Below are 17932 nucleotides of genomic sequence, written 5' to 3' on the forward strand. Positions count from 1 at the left end.
CGTTTGCGTTCTCTTGATAAGTTGCAAAAAAGTAGTAGACGCTACGCAATCAGAGGTTTTCAAATAAAATTTTTCCGGATTTTCCCATTAATATTAGGTTTCATCTTTACTCTATTTTTGGGGAGCCAGAGTCTAAGCTTACCAGCAGCCTCGACTGAAATTCTCTGGGATACCTACGGCGTACCGCATATCTATGGCAAAGATGCAGGAAGTGCATTTCGTGCCTTTGGTTGGGCGCAGATGCAAAGTCATGGCAACCTGCTGTTGCGCCTCTACGGTCAGGCACGGGGACGAAGTGCCGAATACTGGGGAGAAGAGTACCTAGAGTCAGATAAATGGGTACAAACAATGGGAATTCCCGAACGTGCCAGCAAGTGGTATGAGTCGCAGAGTCCCGCTTTCCGCAGTTATCTGGATGCCTTTGCCGCAGGAATCAATGCCTATGCCAAGGAACATCCCGAACTGATTGATGATGAAGTGAAGGCGGTGCTGCCAATCCAGCCAGTAGATATCCTGGCTCACGAACAGCGGGTGATGAATTTTACATTTATTGTGAATCCGCAGATTGTTCAAAGCCTTGCCGATAACAAATCAATGGGTTCTAATGCGTGGGCGATCGCGCCGAAGCATTCTGCAAGCGGAAACGCGATGCTACTGGCAAACCCGCACCTGCCTTGGTCAGATTTATTTGTCTGGTACGAAGCCCAGATTACGGCACCAGGAATTGATGCTTATGGGGCGACACTCGTTGGACTTCCCGTACTCGCGATCGCATTCAACAATAATCTCGGCTGGACTCACACAGTCAATACCCATGACGGGTGGGACGCTTACGAACTGGAACTAAAAGACGGCGGCTATCGCTTCGACGGTAAGGTTCAAGCCTTTGAGACAGAAAAGAAAATCTTGAAGGTGAAGCAGCATGATGGCACACTGCGCTCAGAATCACTGGTCGTACAACGTTCCCTTCACGGCCCTGTTGTCGCAGGCAAGGAGGGAAAAGCCGTGGCATTGCGGGTTGTGGGGCTTGAGCAACCCGGAGCGTTGGAGCAGTGGTACTCGATGGCGCGTGCCACTAAACTGCCTGAATTTGAGGCTGCCCTAAAGCGGTTGCAGATTCCGATGTTCACGGTGATGTATGCAGACCGCGAGGGACATATCATGCACCTATTTAACGGGCAGGTGCCAATTCGCACATCTGGAAACTTTGAATACTGGGAAGGCATTATCCGTGGCGACACGTCTAAAACCTTGTGGACGAAAACGCATCCCTACCGCGATTTGCCCCGCGTCATTGACCCACCTAGCGGCTGGTTGCAAAATACCAACGATCCACCGTGGGCAACGACTTTCCCAGTAGCGTTAAATCCAGCAGATTTCCCGCCCTACATGGCACCGCATTTCATGCACTTTCGAGCGCAACGTTCCGCAAGAATGCTGGATGAGGATAAACAAATTTCTTTTGAGGAAATGATTCAGTACAAGCACTCGACACGCATGGAACTGGCAGATCGTTTCCTGGATGATCTAATTCCCGCTGCACGGCAGTATGGAGATAAATTAGCGCGTCGAGCCGCTGATGTGCTGCAAGCTTGGGATCGAAATGCGGATGCAGATAGTCGGGGTGGCGTACTCTTTTACCTTTGGGTGGAAGAGATGGAATTCGATAATGCATTTAGTACCCCCTGGAATGAGAATTCCCCGCGTACTACACCCGACGGTTTAGCAGATCCTCAGAGCGCAGTGAAGGTGCTTTCTACGGCAGCAGCCAAGGTGGAGGAGGCTTATAAAACCCTAGATGTCCCCTGGGGGGAAGTTTTCCGGCTGCGTTCTGAGGGTGTGGATTTGCCTGCCAATGGCGGTTCTGGAGACCTTGGCATCTTCCGCGTTGTTGATTTTGCCCCGAGGCAAGATGGTCGCTTTCAAGCGGTCGGGGGCGATTCTTACATCGCTGCGGTCGAGTTTTCTAACCCAGTCAAGGCGATGGCACTCATTAGCTACGGCAATGCAACTCAACCGCGATCGCTCCATATTAACGATCAGTTACCGCTATTTGCTCGAAAACAGTTGCGTTCAGTATGGCGATCGCGTCAGGATATCGTTGCTCATTTGGATGAGCGCAAGGTATTCTGAGGCGCATTCATGAAAATAAAGCCCCTAGCACTGATGCCAGGGGCTTTGTGCTTCCAGAAGCGATCGCTCCCGATCAAAAGCAAAGTCGTGAGTGTTACTTTCCAAGCGTGCTGATTGAGTCCAGTTCTCTAGAAAGGAATTGAAGCAGCAGGGGTTGAGCGGATTGCACAAAGAAATGGTCGCCGGGAAGCATTTGCAGTGAGAAGTCAGCGCTTGTCTGCTGTTGCCAAGCCTCAAGACGCTCAACGCTGACTTTGACATCCTGCAAACCACCAAAAGCAGTGATAGGACACTGAAGTGGCGGTTCGGTAGCATAAACATAAGTTTCAAGAACGGCAAAATCTGCCCGCAGGATGGGGAGAAGCAGTTCCATCAGTTCCACATTCTCTAGCACTGCTTCGGGAGTCCCGTTAAGACGGCGCAGTTCCTCGATAAAAGCGGGTTCTGGCAGGGCGTGGATGGGCGGCTCTTTTGCCGGGAGTTGAGGGGCGCTGCGACCGGATACAAACAGATGGACTGGACTCATCCCGTACTCTCTGCGGAGTAGACGAGCCACCTCGAAGCTGACGAGTGCGCCCATGCTGTGACCGAAGAAGGCAAATGGCTCGTCTAAGTATGGCAAAAGGGCGCGAGCGATCGCCTGCACCAGAGGTAAAGCCTGAGTAAATGGCGCTTCCAAAATCCGCTTTCCTCGTCCGGGAAGTTCGACAGCACAAACTTCGACACCCACAGGTAGACCCTGAGACCAGGTGCGAAAATTGAGCGCCCCACCACCAGCATAGGGAAAGCAGAACAGGCGCAGGCTGGAGAGAGGATTTGGCTTAGGACAATACATGATTGTTAAGAGTTGTTGCAGCGAATTCACCCACTGGGGGAGCATCCAGCAAACCGTTATCAATTAGGTAGGAAAAGTAGGGCGCAAACAACTCAGCCTCTAAGGGCGGACAAACAATAGAAGAACCGGCAAGCCCGTCTAGGGTATTCTGACAGTCAAACTGTAAAATTGCTGTAGTGGAGGCTGGTTCTTGTGATGTTGGTTGATTCATAAAATCCACTAGGGGAGACAAGGCATTTCCTGAAGATGTTTTAGCCGCCTCCAATAGTTCGCTGTGCCATTGATCGTATGAAACTTCCTGAAGGGGATAGCCAAACGAGCGAACCCAATTAATAACCTGGTTCCAATGGGCGGGATAGGGATTGACGATGTGAAAATCCTTGTTTAAGGATTCTTGCTGCTTGGATAGATAAGCGATCGCTCTACTCGCATAATCTATCGGAACTAAATTCACCATTGCATCACGCTTGGGAACGCTACCGAGTTGGATACAACCTTTTACCCATCTGAAGGTATTATCGCTTTTGTTGCAAAGCCCGGTTTGGCTATGCCAGGATATCCGTCCGGGTCTGTAAATACAGACCGGAATTCCGCGATCGCGTGCAATCGTTGCTAACTTTTCGGCAACCCATTTACTCTGAGCGTAACCAGTATCTATCACTTCCTCAGAATTGATAGAATCCTGTTCTCGAATGACCCTGACTCCAGAACCGCCCGCCGGAGAAACAGCATTAGTGCTAGAAATAAAATGCACTGGCTTAAGTTTAATTAAACTTGCCAATCTCAAAACTTCCTGAGTTCCCAGTACATTGGCAGCTTTAAGGGCAGAGTAAGGAAAAGTAAAATTAACCAATGCACCATTGTGATAGATGACATCGATTTTGCTAGCCATTTCTTGAAATTGTTCATCTGAAAGCCCCAAAAGCGGTTTAGACAGCTCTCCCATAACAGGGATAATTCTGGAGCTTAAATTTTCCTCCCAAAGTGAATAAGATTCCAGGCTGTTTTGTAGCCGTTTTTTACCATTCTCTGCATTAGCGGAACGTACCAAGCAATAGATATCTGCTTGAGTTTGTTGCAAAAGTTCGTATAGTAAAAAAGTTCCTAAAAATCCGGTGGCTCCAGTTAAAAAGATGCTACTAGGTTCAGCCATAGCCTCAGTAAGTATAGAGCTAGGGCGAATTGTCGGATCTAAGACAGCTTCAGCGTTGAGATTTAAATTCGAGGCGGGAGTTACAAAAGGAATTGTCCCCTGTTTTATCTCAATGCTTTTCCCTAAATCGGCGATGGTAGGAGCATCAAAAAAATCGCGTAAGGTCAGTTCTATCTGGAAAGTTTCTCGCACCTTGGCAAGCAACTGCGGGATGAGTAAAGAGTGTCCCCCTAGGTCGAAGAAATTGTCATAAATCCCTACCTTTTCCAGTTTGAGAAGTGGAACCCAAATTCCAGCCAGTACCTCCTCAACGCTGTTGCGAGGAGCTACAAACGTATCTGCTACGGGTTTTATTGTCTCCGGTGCTGGCAGTGCCAAACGGTCTATTTTGCCATTTGGAGTGAGTGGCAACGCTTTCAGTATCACGAAAGCAGAAGGCATCATGTATTCGGGTAGCTTCTCTTTGAGGAAGGAACGCAGATCGTTATCGTTAATGAATGCTGAATTTGAAACGATATAAGCCACTAAACGCTGTCCCACATCCTCTCGCAGCAAAACAATACTCTGGCGTACAGATGGATGTTGCGACAGTACCGCTTCAATTTCTCCTAACTCTATACGGAAACCCCGAAGCTTCACCTGGTCGTCAATTCGTCCCAGAAACTCGATGTTTCCATCTGGCAAATAGCGAGCTAAGTCTCCAGTTTTGTAAAGGTGGGATTCAGACCTCTCCCCCTTCCCTTGGCTGGAAGTCTGTCGGGGGGTTTGGTTTTGATTAAACGGGTTGGCAATAAACTTTTGCGCTGTGAGTTCCGGTCGATTCAGATAGCCTCGCGCCAAACCAGCACCACCGATGTATAACTCACCCGGTACGCCAATCGGAACTGGCTGAAGATGAGCATCCACGATATAAATCTGCGTGTTTGGGATTGGACGACCTAGAGGAACTGTTTCAGAATTCCGCTCCCCTTTCTGACCCGCTACTTGATAGGTAAGTACGCCTACCGTTGCTTCTGTTGGTCCGTAATGATTGAAGATTTGACAGTCGGCAGCTAGTTTTTGAATTGTCTCAATCAAATTCCAAGTTAAAGCTTCACCACCTAGAATTAATCGCTTTCTAGGCAAGATATGTGCGGAATTAGAAGTCAGTAAAGCAGATAGATGGGAGGGGACAATTTTGAGGCAATCAATCGGATGGTTTTGAAAGTAATTTGCCAGTGCTTCTGAGTCAGTTGCGCGTTCTTGGGAGACTATATGGAGACACCCACCCGTACACAAAGCCGGGAAAACAACGGTATGACCTAAATCGGCGGCGAAGGTGGAAATAATGGCATAACTTGCACCTGCTGGCAAATCTAGTCTATTAATAATACCGTTGAGATAATTTAGTAGTTGTTGATGCTCGATGGCAACTCCTTTAGGTTTGCCAGTGGAACCGGAGGTGTAGATTACATAAGCGAGGTTCTGTACGCTTGCCTTAGCGGGCAAATTTCGGTCGCTTTCTTGAGCGATGGTATCGCCCTCTGTATTCAAACAAACTATTTGTCTTGCTTCGTCGCTAAATTTATTGACCAAATCCTGTGTGGTTACAAGCACTGAGACTTGAGCATCTTGCAACATTAAAGCTAGGCGTTCTGTCGGCATTGCCGGATCTAGGGGAAGATACGCGCCACCAGCTTTAAGAATGCCTAGGATTCCTATCACCATCTCTAGGGAACGTTCAACGCAAATACCGACTACGACTTCTGGTTTAACTCCCAACTCTTGCAGGTGATGTGCTATTTGGTTGGCACGCGCATTGAGTTCTCGATAGGTTAATTGCTGATTTTCAAATACAACGGCAATGTTGTCTGGGGTGCGTTCCGTTTGTTTTTCAAACAGTTGGTGGATGCACTTAGATCGGGGGTAATCGGCTTGAGTATTGTTGAATTCAACTAATAATTGGTGTCGAGAGCGATCGCTGAGTATATTTAACTCACCAACTGCGATTTCTGGGTTGTTAGCAGCACTTTCTACTAAGGCATGAAATTGTTCTGCCAAGGCTTGAATCACCTCTAGACCGATGATGCCAGCATCATAGTCAAACTTTGCACTCAGCGACTCATCCCGACGCACGCAAGAGAGTTTGACTTTGAAGCGATCGCAGCAGACATACTGCTGGTAAATCGAAAATGATAAATTGCTAGCAGAATACGTGTTTAGCTGTTCTTCAAACTCGAAACCAAAGGGGAAAACGGATAAGGCTGCATTCCTAATATTTTCCTGACAGAAATACTCTTGCCAGTTATCGGCATCACTTACAGACTGCTGAACTTGTTGTAATATTTCACTGAGTTTCAAGCTATCTTCTAAATGAGTGCGAAGTGGTATAAATTTGGCAAACAGTCCTAAAGCTGACTCTAATTCTTCATATTTCCGACCACTAAAAGCAGTGCTAACGATAATATCTGGCTGTCTAGTTAGTCGCCAAAGTAGAGTTTTCCAGCAAGTGAGTAAAACGGCTGAAATAGAAGTATTGTATTTTTGCGCGATCGCTGTAATCTTGGCAACTAAATCCGGCTCAATCTGACCCTCAATAGAGTTGAGTTCAAAGTTACCTGGGAAACCAAGCAATTTATTCTCTAAAGGTAGCTTCAAATTAGCCAAGTTAGCGAAATCTTGCTGCTTCCAGTATTCTTTCCCTGTTAAATCTTCTTCATCCTCAAGCAATTGATTCTGCCACTCGGAAAATTGCACGTATTGTACAACTTCTTCCTCGGCTATTTCCTCACCTTGAAGACTGGCGGTGTATCCTTGACTAATTTCTTGTACCAGATTCTTCAATGTCCAACTGTCGGCGCAAAGGGAAGGCAAAGTAACAATTAAAATATGTTGGTCATCCGACAGAGTAATTAAAGATGCACGTAGCAGCGAACCAGCGGATTCGGAAGTAGAAATTGAGTCTCTTTCTTCTTGAAGAATTGCCTCGATTTTTGCTTCTTGTTCCTGGGGATTGCAATTGCTTACATTGATGGAATGCCAAGAAGTGATGTTGAAGCGATCGCTGATGACTTGGATCGGTATTTTTATCCCTGGTTCTCGATGGAAACTTGTCCGGAGAATTTCGTGCCGATTGATAATTTTCTGAATAGCTTCTTTTAAGGCTCTTGTCTTGAGATTGCCTTCTATCAAAATGGCACATTGAGCGCAATAAGCGGCGCTATCTTGTTGCAATAGCCAAAGATAATTTTGTTGAGGAGATAACCGAAATCCATTTATGGTTTGCATTTTTAATGCTCTCACTATGCACGTTAATTGATTTGTAAAAGAAGTTAGACTCGTTACCAAATAAAATTTGGTTATGAAACCGCAAAAAAATATTTGAACTTTTTGGCAAAACTCTATTTAGGCGTTAAGGCAATAACGCAAATGTTGCTAACTTTTCTTTGCGGTTCCTTTGCGGTTCCTTGGCGATCCTTTGCGTTAAAAAGCCTCTCTTTTAATTTCTGGGTCAGTTGTCATTTCCCCCATCGCTACCACAATCTTCCGCGAACCTGTAAATGGGTTGCGGCTGTGTGCAGCTAACATATTATCTAGCATTAATATGTCTCCCTCCTGCCAAGGGAAACTAACAGATGCCTGTCGATAAATTTCTTGAATTTCTGCTATTACTGAATCTTCAATGGTCGTGCCATCTCCGTAATAGACATTCCGGGGCAGGTTTTCTTCTCCAAATACAGATAATAAAGAGGTGCGGACTGCTGGATCTAAGCAGGAGACATGGTGCAAGAAAAGTTGATTAAAAAATACCGTCTCTCCCGTTTTTGGGTGCTTGGATATCGCCAGACGAATTTGGCGAGTTCTCAACCCATTGTCTTCTCTCCACTCAAATTCGATTGCAGCTTTTCGGCAATAATCCTCTACCACACTTTTATCGGTCGTTCTAAAAAACTCTTGCCAGCTAACATCTAATCCGTTTGTATAGTTACGGACGTACATAATTTGCTTTTCGGCAAATATTTCTTTAAGTTGGGAGTCGAGTAGCTGGTAAACTTTGCGACAGTCAATAATGGGGGTTTCTCCGCCTTGCTGTGCAGCTTTGACACAGAAAAACCAAATTTTTAAAGGCCAACGGTGTAAATGCGAACTCTCATTATGAAACAAGATAGCTTTATCCGCCGGATAAGGAGTCGAACCGTAAACTCGCCCGCTAACTCCTTCACGGGGTAAGTCTCCATATTCCCCAAATAGCTGGGGACAAATGGCTTGGGCAAATTGCTCAAAAACGGACACTAAAGGTTCATTAAAGCCTCGAAACAGGATTGCTCCATGTTGTAATAACTTGGTTTGGATGAATTCTTGGTTATTTTTTGCCCAGTCAATGATATCCACCTCGTTTACCGCAGGTTTGAGAACCAAGGGGAATGTTTCCCCGACTTGTAAATCTTCAGTTTTGACTAATTCGCCTTTGGGCAGAGTAACTGCTTTAGGTTTGATGTTTTTGAACTTACTGAAATTACTCTTTTCGCGTTTGACTTCTTGCATGGCTTGTTGTTTTTTTTCAGCTTCGGTAACTATTTCTAAACGATTGAGGCGCGTATCCGGCTGTGCGACGATGCTGTTGAGGAGGGTTTCAAAATGAGCGGATAGGCGCGCGATCGCATCCGCATCAAATAAATCGGCGTTGTACTTCCAACTGCCAACAATGCCATTCTTTGTTTCTGACACGAACAGCACTAAATCAAATTTCGCTGTCCCGCCCTCTACTTCAATTGGGGTTAAAGTTAAACTCGAAAGTTCTAAAGTGGGTACGGGCGTATTTTGCATCACGAACAACACTTGAAACAGGGGAGTGCGGCTCAAATTCCTTTCAGGACGCAGTTCCTCGACCAACTTCTCAAAAGGCAAGTCTTGATGGACATAAGCTTTTAAAGTAATGTCGCGCACTCGCTTCAGCAATTCGCGGAAACTGGGGTTGCCACGCAGATCGGTGCGTAAGACCAAAATGTTGACAAAGAAACCAATCAACGATTCAGTTTCAACTTGAGTGCGATTGGCGACATCGGTGCCAACAATGATGTCATCCTGACTGGTGTAGCGGTGCAGCAGTGTCTGAAAGGCTGCCAGCAGCGTCATGAAGAGAGTTACACCTTCTTGGCGGCTGAGTACATTTAGTGCCCCAGACAGCTTTGGAGATAGCTCAAAGGATTGAATGCCAGCTTGAAAAGTAGAAGCAGCCGGTTGTTTGGTGGGTAGTTTAATCTGGGGCGGATTGTGACCTAACTGCTGCTTCCAGTAATCAAGTTTGGCTTCCAAAACCTCCCCTTGCAGCCATTGTCGTTGCCAAACCGCATAGTCTGCGTACTGTATGGGCAATTCGGGCAGTGGCGAGGGTTTCCCGGCGCAAAAGGCTTCGTAGAGGGTCGCCACTTCCCGGATCAGTACCCCCATCGACCAGCCATCAGCAATGATGTGGTGCATGGTCAGCAGTACCGCATTCTCTGCCTCATCCAGTTGTAATAACGTGACGCGCAGCAAGGGCAATTGAGTAAGGTCGAAAGGTCGTTGCGCTTCCTCTGTGGCAAGTCGCAGCACAGAGGCTTCTCTTTCAGTCGGCGGCAACTTTCGCAAGTCTATTACTGGCAGTTTGAAAGCCGCAGAGGGGATAATTACCTGAATAGGTTGTCCTGCTTCCGTCGCAAAGGTTGTCCTTAAAGCTTCGTGACGCTGGATAATCGCCTGAAAGCTTTGCTCTAGCGCTACGATATTGAGCGCACCGACCAGACGCACTGCTGCCGAAATGTTATAGGCAGAATCGCCTGGATTTAATTGGTCGAGGAACCACAATCGCTGTTGAGCAAAAGAAAGGGGCAGTTTCCCCTCCCGCGCAACTGGCACCAGAGGCGGAACCTGAAGATTTTCTTGGGCGCGACAAGCTGTTTCAATCCGTTCTGCCAAACCAACGACTGTAGGCGACTCAAACAGAGAACGCAGGGGAATTTCAACTTGAAAGGCTTCCCGGAGGCGAGAAATTACCTGAGTTGCCAGCAGCGAGTGTCCGCCTAAGTCAAAGAAGCGATCGCGCATACCGACTTGCTCTAAACCGAGAACTTGAGTCCAAATCCCTGCGACAACTTCCTCAATGGCGGTGCGGGGAGCAATATAGGCGCTTTCTAACTCTGGTCTAGCGGTGTCGGGTTCTGGCAATGCGCGACGGTCAATTTTTCCGTTGGGTGTTAGAGGAATTGCCTCTAGCAGTACAAAGCTAGAAGGCACCATGTAATTAGGTAGCTTCTCCTTGAGAAATGAGCGCAGTTGTACGGGTGTCGTTGCAGCTTCTTGCTTCAGTACGACATAAGCAACCAAACACTTGTCGCTAGAATTGTCTTCTCTAGCAATCACGACAGCTTGCTGCACGCCTGGATGTTGGCTTAGTACCGCTTCAATTTCGCCCAGTTCGATACGGAAGCCACGCACTTTAACTTGGTGGTCGATGCGTCCCAAATATTCCAATTCACCATTCGGCAGATATCTCGCTAAATCTCCAGTTTTGTACAGTAATTCAGACTTTTCTGACTTCTCTAAAAATGGATTGGGAATGAACTTCTCGGCTGTCAGTTCAGGTCGATTTAGGTAGCCTCTGGATAAACCTTTGCCGCCGATATACAGTTCACCCGTAACACCCACTGGGACAGGCTGTAGATGGGTATCGAGTATGTAAACTTGCGTGTTGGCAATGGGACGCCCGATGGAAACGCAAGCGTCGCTACTTTCAACTGGATGAATAGTAGACCAAATCGTGGTTTCGGTAGGGCCGTACAAGTTCCACAAGCGATCGCCTCGTACGAGCAATTGAGCGGCGAGTTGTCGAGGTAAGGCTTCGCCACCACAGAGGATTTTCAAGTTCTTACTACCCTGCCATCCTGCTGCCAAAAGCAGTCGCCAAGTAGCAGGCGTTGCTTGCATGATGGTCGCCCCAGAATTGGTTAATGTTGTTAACAACTGTGCGCCGTCCGATGCGATTTCACGGGGTACTACGACAACGCGAGATCCTACAGTTATGGGGAGGAATATTTCCAGCGCCGCAATATCAAAAGATAAGGAGGTGACAGCTAATAAAATATCTAGCTCGGTTATTTCTAATTTCTGACCCATAGAAATTAGAAAATTGACTACACAGGCGTGGGAAATTTGTACACCTTTGGGTCGTCCGGTTGAGCCTGAAGTGTAGATAACGTAAGCTAAGTTGGAGGGATTTTGAACTAAATTTGGACTGCCCATTTGTAGGCTTTCCCAATCGTCCAAGCATACAACCTCGGCATTATGCGAGGGTAGGGTATTTAACAGCCGCTTTTGGGTTAATAACACCGAAACTTGAGCATCCTCTAACATGAAAGCAAGACGCTCTGGGGGATAGGCTGGATCTAGGGGTAGGTAGGCTCCACCTGCTTTGAGAATGCCCAGCAATCCCACGACCATTTCTAGGGAACGTTCTACACAAATTCCCACTAAAACTTCTGGCTTCACGCCGAGTTTTTGTAGATGATGCGCTAGTTGATTTGCCTTGGCATTGAGTTCGGCATAGGTGAGTTGCTGGTTTTCAAAAATAATGGCGATCGCGTCTGGTGTTCGTTCCACTTGTTCTTCAAACAACTGGTGCAGACAGCGATCCGTCGAGTCGTTCGTGTGAGTATTGTTCCACTCCACTAACAACTGATGCCGTTCGGGTTGCGTTAAAAATGGCAAAGTGGAGATAGAGCGATCGCTATTGGCAACAATACTTTCTAACAACGTTTGAAAATGTCCTGCCATCCGCTGTACGGTGCTGGCATTAAACAATTCTTTGTTGTATTCAAATACTCCTGTAAGACCTCCTGCTTCCTGAGATAAGTTGAGTACCAAATCAAATCTTGCCGTTTGACTCTCCATCTCTTCAAGACTGAGAGAAACTCCCGGCAATTCTAAAGTTTGTGTCGGCACATTACGGAGAGCAAATAACACTTGAAACAGCGGATTACGGCTCAAATCCCGATCCGGCTGCAACACTTCTACCAGTTTCTCGAAGGGCAAATCCTGGTGGCTGTATGCTCCCAACGCCACCTCGCGCACCCGTCCTAACAACTCCTTAAAAGTAGGATTATTCGATAAATCAGTCCGCAGAACTAAAGTATTCGCAAAAAAGCCAATAATTCCTTCTAGTTCGGCACGGTTGCGGTTGGCAATTGGCGAACCAACTAAAATATCCTCCTGTCCGGTATAACGATAAAGCAACGTTTTGAACGCCGCCAGCAAAACAATGAATAAAGTCGCTCCTTGCTGCTGACCTAGTTTAGTCAGTGCCTCAGTCAGCGCCTTGGACAAAACAAATTTTTCCTCTCCGCCTTGGAAGGTTTGCACCGCAGGTCGCGGTCGGTCTGTCGGCAAATCTAGTACGGGAAGATTGCATCCTAATTGCTTTTTCCAATAAGCAATCTGGGTTTCTAAAACTTCTCCTTGTAGCCACTGTCGCTGCCAAAATGCAAAGTCTGCATATTGAATACTTAATTCAGGAAGGGGTGAAAATTTGCTACTAGAGAAAGCTTTATAAAAGGTGACTAACTCTTGAATAAATATCCCCATTGACCACCCATCTGAAACAATGTGGTGCATCGTAAATAACACCACATACTCGAATTGGCTCAGATGCAGCAGGCTAACTCGCAGCAAAGGTGCCTGTGTGAGGTCAAAGGGTTTTTGCGCTTCTGCGGTGGCTAATTGCCGTACTGCTTGCTCTCGTTCGGTGTTGGGAAGTTCCCGCAAATCGACGAATGGAAGCGTTAATTTCAACTGTGGGGTAATGACTTGAACGGGGTGTCCATCAACTGTCGTGAAGACAGTTCGCAAGGCTTCGTGACGCTCGATAATTGCGTTGAGGCTGTGTTCGAGAGCGATCGCATCCAACGTTCCCTTAACCCGCACAGCCGCAGGGATGTTATAGCTGGTATTTCCCGGCTCTAATTGGTCGAAAAACCACAACCGCTGTTGAGCAAATGACAAGGGAAACGAGTTAGAATCCCGGTTTTGGCGGGGGATTTGGGTTGATACGATCGGCTCTTTTTTCTGATTAAGCCGTTTTAGCAGCAATTCGCGTTTTTCTGGAGAAAGTCCGGCGATGCGAACGACGAAGTCGTCGCGCTTCGCTTCGCTTAAATTACTCATTTGCCTACTCCTTCCTTAGCCAAAACTTCTCGAACTTCTTCCTCCGAGATTTCCTCTAACTCTGCTAACATTTGAGCCATCATTTCCTCATCGGTCTGTTCAGCAAGTTTTTGCGCGATCGCGACTGCTAAATCCGCGACAGTGGGAGAGTCGAAAAACTGCCGCAAGGGAAACTCCACATTAAAGGCGTCACGTAATCGGGAAATCACCTGAGTTGCTAGCAGCGAATGTCCTCCTAGCTCGAAAAAATTGTCGTAAATACCCACTTGTTCAATCCCGATGGCTTCAGCCCAAATTCCAGCTAATATCTCCTCCACATTGGTGCGGGGAGCAACAAACGTTCCTGCTAACTCTGGTCGAATTTGCTCAGGTACTGGCAGTTTTTTCCGATCCACTTTCCCATTAGCAGTTAAAGGCAGAGTCTTTAAAATCACAAAAGCTGAAGGCATCATGTATTCCGGCAACTTCGCTTTTACAAAAAAACGTAAGTCACCCATTAGATTTGATTGACTGGCTTCTTCTCTACTCCCCTGCTGCTGACTCAAAACCGAATAAGCAACTAAACGCTTGTCCCCAGGCAAATCCTCGCGAACTACAACCACAGCCTGTTCTACGGCGGGATGCTGCCTTAGCACTGCCTCAATTTCTCCCAATTCGATGCGGAAGCCCCGGATTTTTACTTGATGGTCAATTCGTCCCAGAAACTCAATGTTTCCATCCGGTAAATAGCGAGCCAAGTCTCCAGTTTTATAAAGTTTTGAGTTTTGAGTTTTGAGTTTTGAGTTTTCTTCTGACTCCTGACTTTTGATATCAAATCCGTTTACCGCATCAGGAAAGCACCCCACCCCCAACCCCTCCCCGCAGGCGGGGAGGGGAGCCGGAGCCGTAGGCTGTGGCGAGGTGGGGTTCAGAGGAAATGCTGGTTCATGAAGGGGACTTGATATGACTCCTGAATTCTTTAAAAATGGGTCCGAAATGAATCTTTTGGCGGTTAGTTCCGGCTGGTTTAAATAACCTCGCGCTAAACTCTCTCCACCAATGTAAATCTCGCCAGATACACCAATAAGCACAGGCTGGAGATGATTATCTAGGATATAAATTTGGGTATTTGCTAAAGGACGACCGAGTGGAACTGTCTTTGAAACATTAGCTACGTTCCCACTCTCCACCTGATAGGTAAGTACGCCGACCGTTGTTTCTGTTGGCCCGTAGTGATTGAGAATGCGACATGAGGGAGCTAAGTTCTGGACTTTCTCAATCAAACCCCAACTAGATGCTTCCCCACCTAAAATTAATCGCTGACGAGGCAAAATAAATTCTGGTTGAGAGGATGTCAGTAAAGCCGATAAATGAGAAGGAACTATCTTGAGGCAATCAATTGGATGCTGCTGGAAATATTGCGATAGCGCTTCAGCATCGGCGGCGCGATCTTGGGAGATGATGTGCAGACATCCTCCCGTACACAAAGAGGGGAATAAGACTGTATTTCCCAAGTCGGCAGCAAAGGTAGAAACCATTGCAAAACTGGCACCATCGGGAAGATCCAATCTTTCACAAATGCCATTGAGATAGTTGAGAATTTGTCGATGTTCTACCGCAACGCCTTTGGGTGTTCCGGTAGAGCCGGAGGTGTAAATTATATAGGCAAGATTTTCGACTGTGGCAACTGATTCTAAGTTGCGATCCGAAGGCTGCGCGGTAGCGCAATCGCTCTCTTGTTGCATTTCAGACTCGGAATCTAAGCAGAAAATGCTAGCTGTCGAGTCGGGAAGATTTTTGACTAACTGTTGTTGCGTTAACAACACCTTTGCCTGCGTATCTTGCAGGATGAACGCTAGACGATCCGATGGCAAGGTGGGTTCAAGGGGGACATAAGCTCCCCCAGCTTTCAGCACTCCCAAGAGTCCAACAACCATCTCTAGGGAGCGTTCTAGATAAAGACCGACTAAAACTTCTGGTGCAACACCCAGCTTTCGCAAGGAATGAGCGAGTTGGTTTGCGCGTTGATTTAACTGTTGATAAGTGAGTTGTTCGCCTTCGTAAACGAGCGCGATCGCGTCCGGCGTTTTTTCAACCTGTTGCTCAAATCGTTGATGTATTCCCTGAAATTGAGGAAAATCAATCTTGGTATTGTTAAACTCAATTAGAAGTTGCTGGCGTTCTACGTTGCTGAGAATACCTAACTCACTAATCGCAACATCTGGAGTTTCGAGGATACTATCAACTAAAGTGCTAAAGTTTTCAGCTAATCGCTGAATATCCGCTTCATCAAATAAGTTTGCGTCGTAGTGGAACTCGATACTCAAAGAGTCATCCCGCTCAACGCCAGCCAGTTTGATTTTGAAGCGATCAATACAAATATACTGCCGTTCAATTGAAAAGGTAACGCTATTAGCAGAATATTTATCAGCCGCTTGATTAAATTCAAAACAAACTGTGAAAAATGATGAATCTGGCGATGCGTTCAAATCCCAGCTAAAGTATTCTTGCCATTGGTAAACTTCTTGTTGCGCTTGATGAACTCTTTGCAGTAAGTCAACAAATGAAAGCTTTGGTTCTAAATGGCTTTGAATCGGTAAATATTTGGCAAACAATCCCAGCGCTGATTCCAATTCCTCGTATTTTCGACCATCGAAAGCTGTCCCAATTACCAAACAGCCAGATTTGGTGAGCCGCCAAAGCAAAATTGTCCAGCAAGTCAGAAGGAATGACGACACAGTTCCATTCTTACTCACGAATGCTGTTATTTCGGCTACTCGGTCGGGATTGATTGTCTTTGTAATAAATCGCGGTTGAAAATTTGCTGGTTCTGAAACTAACTTTTCAAACGGTAGCTCGATATTTAACCGTGCAAAAAAGTCTTGTTTTCCCCAATAGTTTCGTCCCGCTTCCGTGTCTTCTCCTTCTAGCAATTCATTCTGCCATTCGGAGATATCTGCATACTGCATTATTTCATCGTCGAGTTCCGTACCGAGACAGCAAGCAGCGTATGTCCGGCTAATTTCTTTTGCTAAATGCTGTAAAGTTGCAGCATCGGCACAAAGACCCGGTAAATTAATCAGCAAAATATGCTTCTGCTCGGACAGAGTAATTAAGGATAGGTGTAATAGCGAATCTTGCTCAAAATTGCAGTGTTCATTACTTATTTTGTTAAAAAGCGCTTCCAGTTGTTTTTTTTGCTCTTGGATATTGCTAGAACTCAAATCAATAGATTGCCAGTTAATAGAGCTGCTATCTGAAATAACTTGTAAGGGAATCGTCATTCCAGGTAGACAGCGAAAATGGGTGCGAAGGATTTCATGTCGATTAACAATTTTTTGCAAGGATGCTTTCAACATCTCTACATTAAGAACGCCTTCAAGTAAAAGATAGTACTTCGCTTGATAAGCTTGAAGTGAATTAAGTTTTTGCAAACCCCACAGGCGCTTTTGTTGGGGAGATATGTGAAAGCCTTGAATGATTTCATTTTGCATTTCTAGAACTTTATTATCCATTTTTAAAACTCATCTATTCTGGATTAAATATGTTTTCTGCTAAAAGGTTCAGCCATACCTACAACAACTTTGCGCGAACCGACGAAGGGTGTTCTTCCGTGAGCCGTTAACATATTGTCGAGTATCAGAATATCTCCTGTTTGCCAAGGAAACATCACAGTTTCTTGGCGATAAGCAGAACGAATTTCCTCTAAAACTTCGGGTTCAATGGGGGAACCATCTCCGTAATAAGTGTTGTAGGGAAGCTCAATTTCCGAAAACGCTAACAATGCTTGACGAACTTTTGGTTCTAGAGTTGATACGTGAAAGAAAGCTGCATGATTAAACCAAACTGTTTCACCAGTTTTCGGGTGGTTAACTACCGCCGGACGAATTTGGCGAGTTCTCAGCTTGTCGCCTTCTTTCCAGTCCATCTCAATACCGTTCTCATGACAGTATGCTTCGACAACGGTTTTATCTGAAGTTTGAAACGCTTTTTGCCAGGGAAGTCCGAGTCCAGCGCCAAAGTTGCGAACGTACATCACTTGTGTTTGGAGAAAGCGATCGCGTATTTTAGGGGAAATGCGATCGCAGACTTTCCGAATATCCGCTATTGGCGTTTCTCCACCTTGTTCCGCAGGCTTTACGCAGTGGAAATAAACTTTTAAAGGCCATGTATTGGCGTAGGAAAGTTCGCTGTGAAGAAAGATAGTTTGGTCGGCTGGATAGTCGGTGGAAGTATAAACATTGTCCTTCACCAGAGTCCGCGGCGACGAACCATCTTGATACGGTAAAAGTTTACCATCAGAAGTGGCTTTGACGAACTGCTCGAATACTTCAATCCCCTTAATTTTGAAGTTGCGGAAGAGTATTCCCCTGTACTTGAGAAGTTGAGTTTCTAGGAACGAACGATTATTCTGCGCCCAAGTAATTAAATCCAATCCGTCTACCATTGGTTCGATAACGAGCGGTAAAGGTTGGTTAGATTGTAGAGGTGCTGCTTTAATCAATTCATCCTCAGAGACAGTAATTGATTTTCTTTGGGCAGTTCCTACTTTTTTAAGGCTGAGTTTGGGCGATTCTGAGGGTTTCATTAGACTTCTTACAAAAGTGTGCTTTTTCCGTAGTACTGCCAGGAATTTAAATTCCTGGCTCATAGCC

The 17932-nt window shown here is 46.1% G+C and carries 6 protein-coding genes; 1 reads left to right on the forward strand and 5 read right to left on the reverse strand.

Going from position 1 to position 17932, the window contains the following annotated elements:
- Positions 1–63 precede the first annotated feature (63 nt).
- Positions 64–2133, forward strand: coding sequence for an acylase (locus NDA03_RS08205; protein WP_348234229.1), 2070 nt, complete (start codon positions 64–66; stop codon positions 2131–2133).
- A 94-nt stretch (positions 2134–2227) separates the two neighbouring features.
- On the opposite strand, the gene NDA03_RS08210 is transcribed toward NDA03_RS08205, so the two are convergent.
- The 5 genes from NDA03_RS08210 to NDA03_RS08230 all read right to left on the reverse strand — a co-directional run bounded on the left by NDA03_RS08210 (position 2228) and on the right by NDA03_RS08230 (position 17865).
- Positions 2228–2968: a thioesterase II family protein gene (locus tag NDA03_RS08210; protein ID WP_190666750.1), complete on the reverse strand. Its 741-nt coding sequence runs from the start codon at positions 2966–2968 to the stop codon at positions 2228–2230.
- Positions 2955–7388, reverse strand: a complete 4434-nt coding sequence (locus tag NDA03_RS08215; protein WP_348237787.1) for an amino acid adenylation domain-containing protein — start codon at positions 7386–7388, stop codon at positions 2955–2957. The genes NDA03_RS08210 and NDA03_RS08215 overlap by 14 nt, the downstream gene beginning before the upstream one ends.
- Before the next feature lie 195 nt (positions 7389–7583).
- Positions 7584–13298 (reverse strand): amino acid adenylation domain-containing protein, encoded by a 5715-nt coding sequence (locus NDA03_RS08220; RefSeq protein ID WP_348237788.1) that lies wholly within the window; start codon positions 13296–13298, stop codon positions 7584–7586.
- A complete protein-coding gene (locus tag NDA03_RS08225; RefSeq protein WP_348237789.1) occupies positions 13295–16792 on the reverse strand; it encodes an amino acid adenylation domain-containing protein in 3498 nt (1165 codons plus the stop codon). Before NDA03_RS08225 ends, NDA03_RS08220 begins: the two co-directional genes overlap by 4 nt.
- A 23-nt stretch (positions 16793–16815) precedes the next feature.
- Entirely contained in the window at positions 16816–17865 is a 1050-nt protein-coding gene (locus tag NDA03_RS08230) for a TauD/TfdA family dioxygenase (protein ID WP_348233790.1), read from the reverse strand.
- Between the last annotated feature and the right edge of the window lie 67 nt (positions 17866–17932).

Origin of the sequence: Trichocoleus sp. Lan (genome assembly GCF_039961855.1) — a bacterium.
Classification (GTDB): Bacteria; Cyanobacteriota; Cyanobacteriia; order Cyanobacteriales; family FACHB-T130; genus FACHB-T130.

Coding starts and splice junctions, on each gene's coding strand:
- NDA03_RS08210 (WP_190666750.1), bottom strand. CDS start 2,968: ATGTATTGTCCTAAGCCAAATCCTCTCTCCAGCCTGCGCCTGTTCTGC.
- NDA03_RS08215 (WP_348237787.1), bottom strand. CDS start 7,388: ATGCAAACCATAAATGGATTTCGGTTATCTCCTCAACAAAATTATCTT.
- NDA03_RS08220 (WP_348237788.1), bottom strand. CDS start 13,298: ATGAGTAATTTAAGCGAAGCGAAGCGCGACGACTTCGTCGTTCGCATC.
- NDA03_RS08225 (WP_348237789.1), bottom strand. CDS start 16,792: ATGGATAATAAAGTTCTAGAAATGCAAAATGAAATCATTCAAGGCTTT.
- NDA03_RS08230 (WP_348233790.1), bottom strand. CDS start 17,865: ATGAAACCCTCAGAATCGCCCAAACTCAGCCTTAAAAAAGTAGGAACT.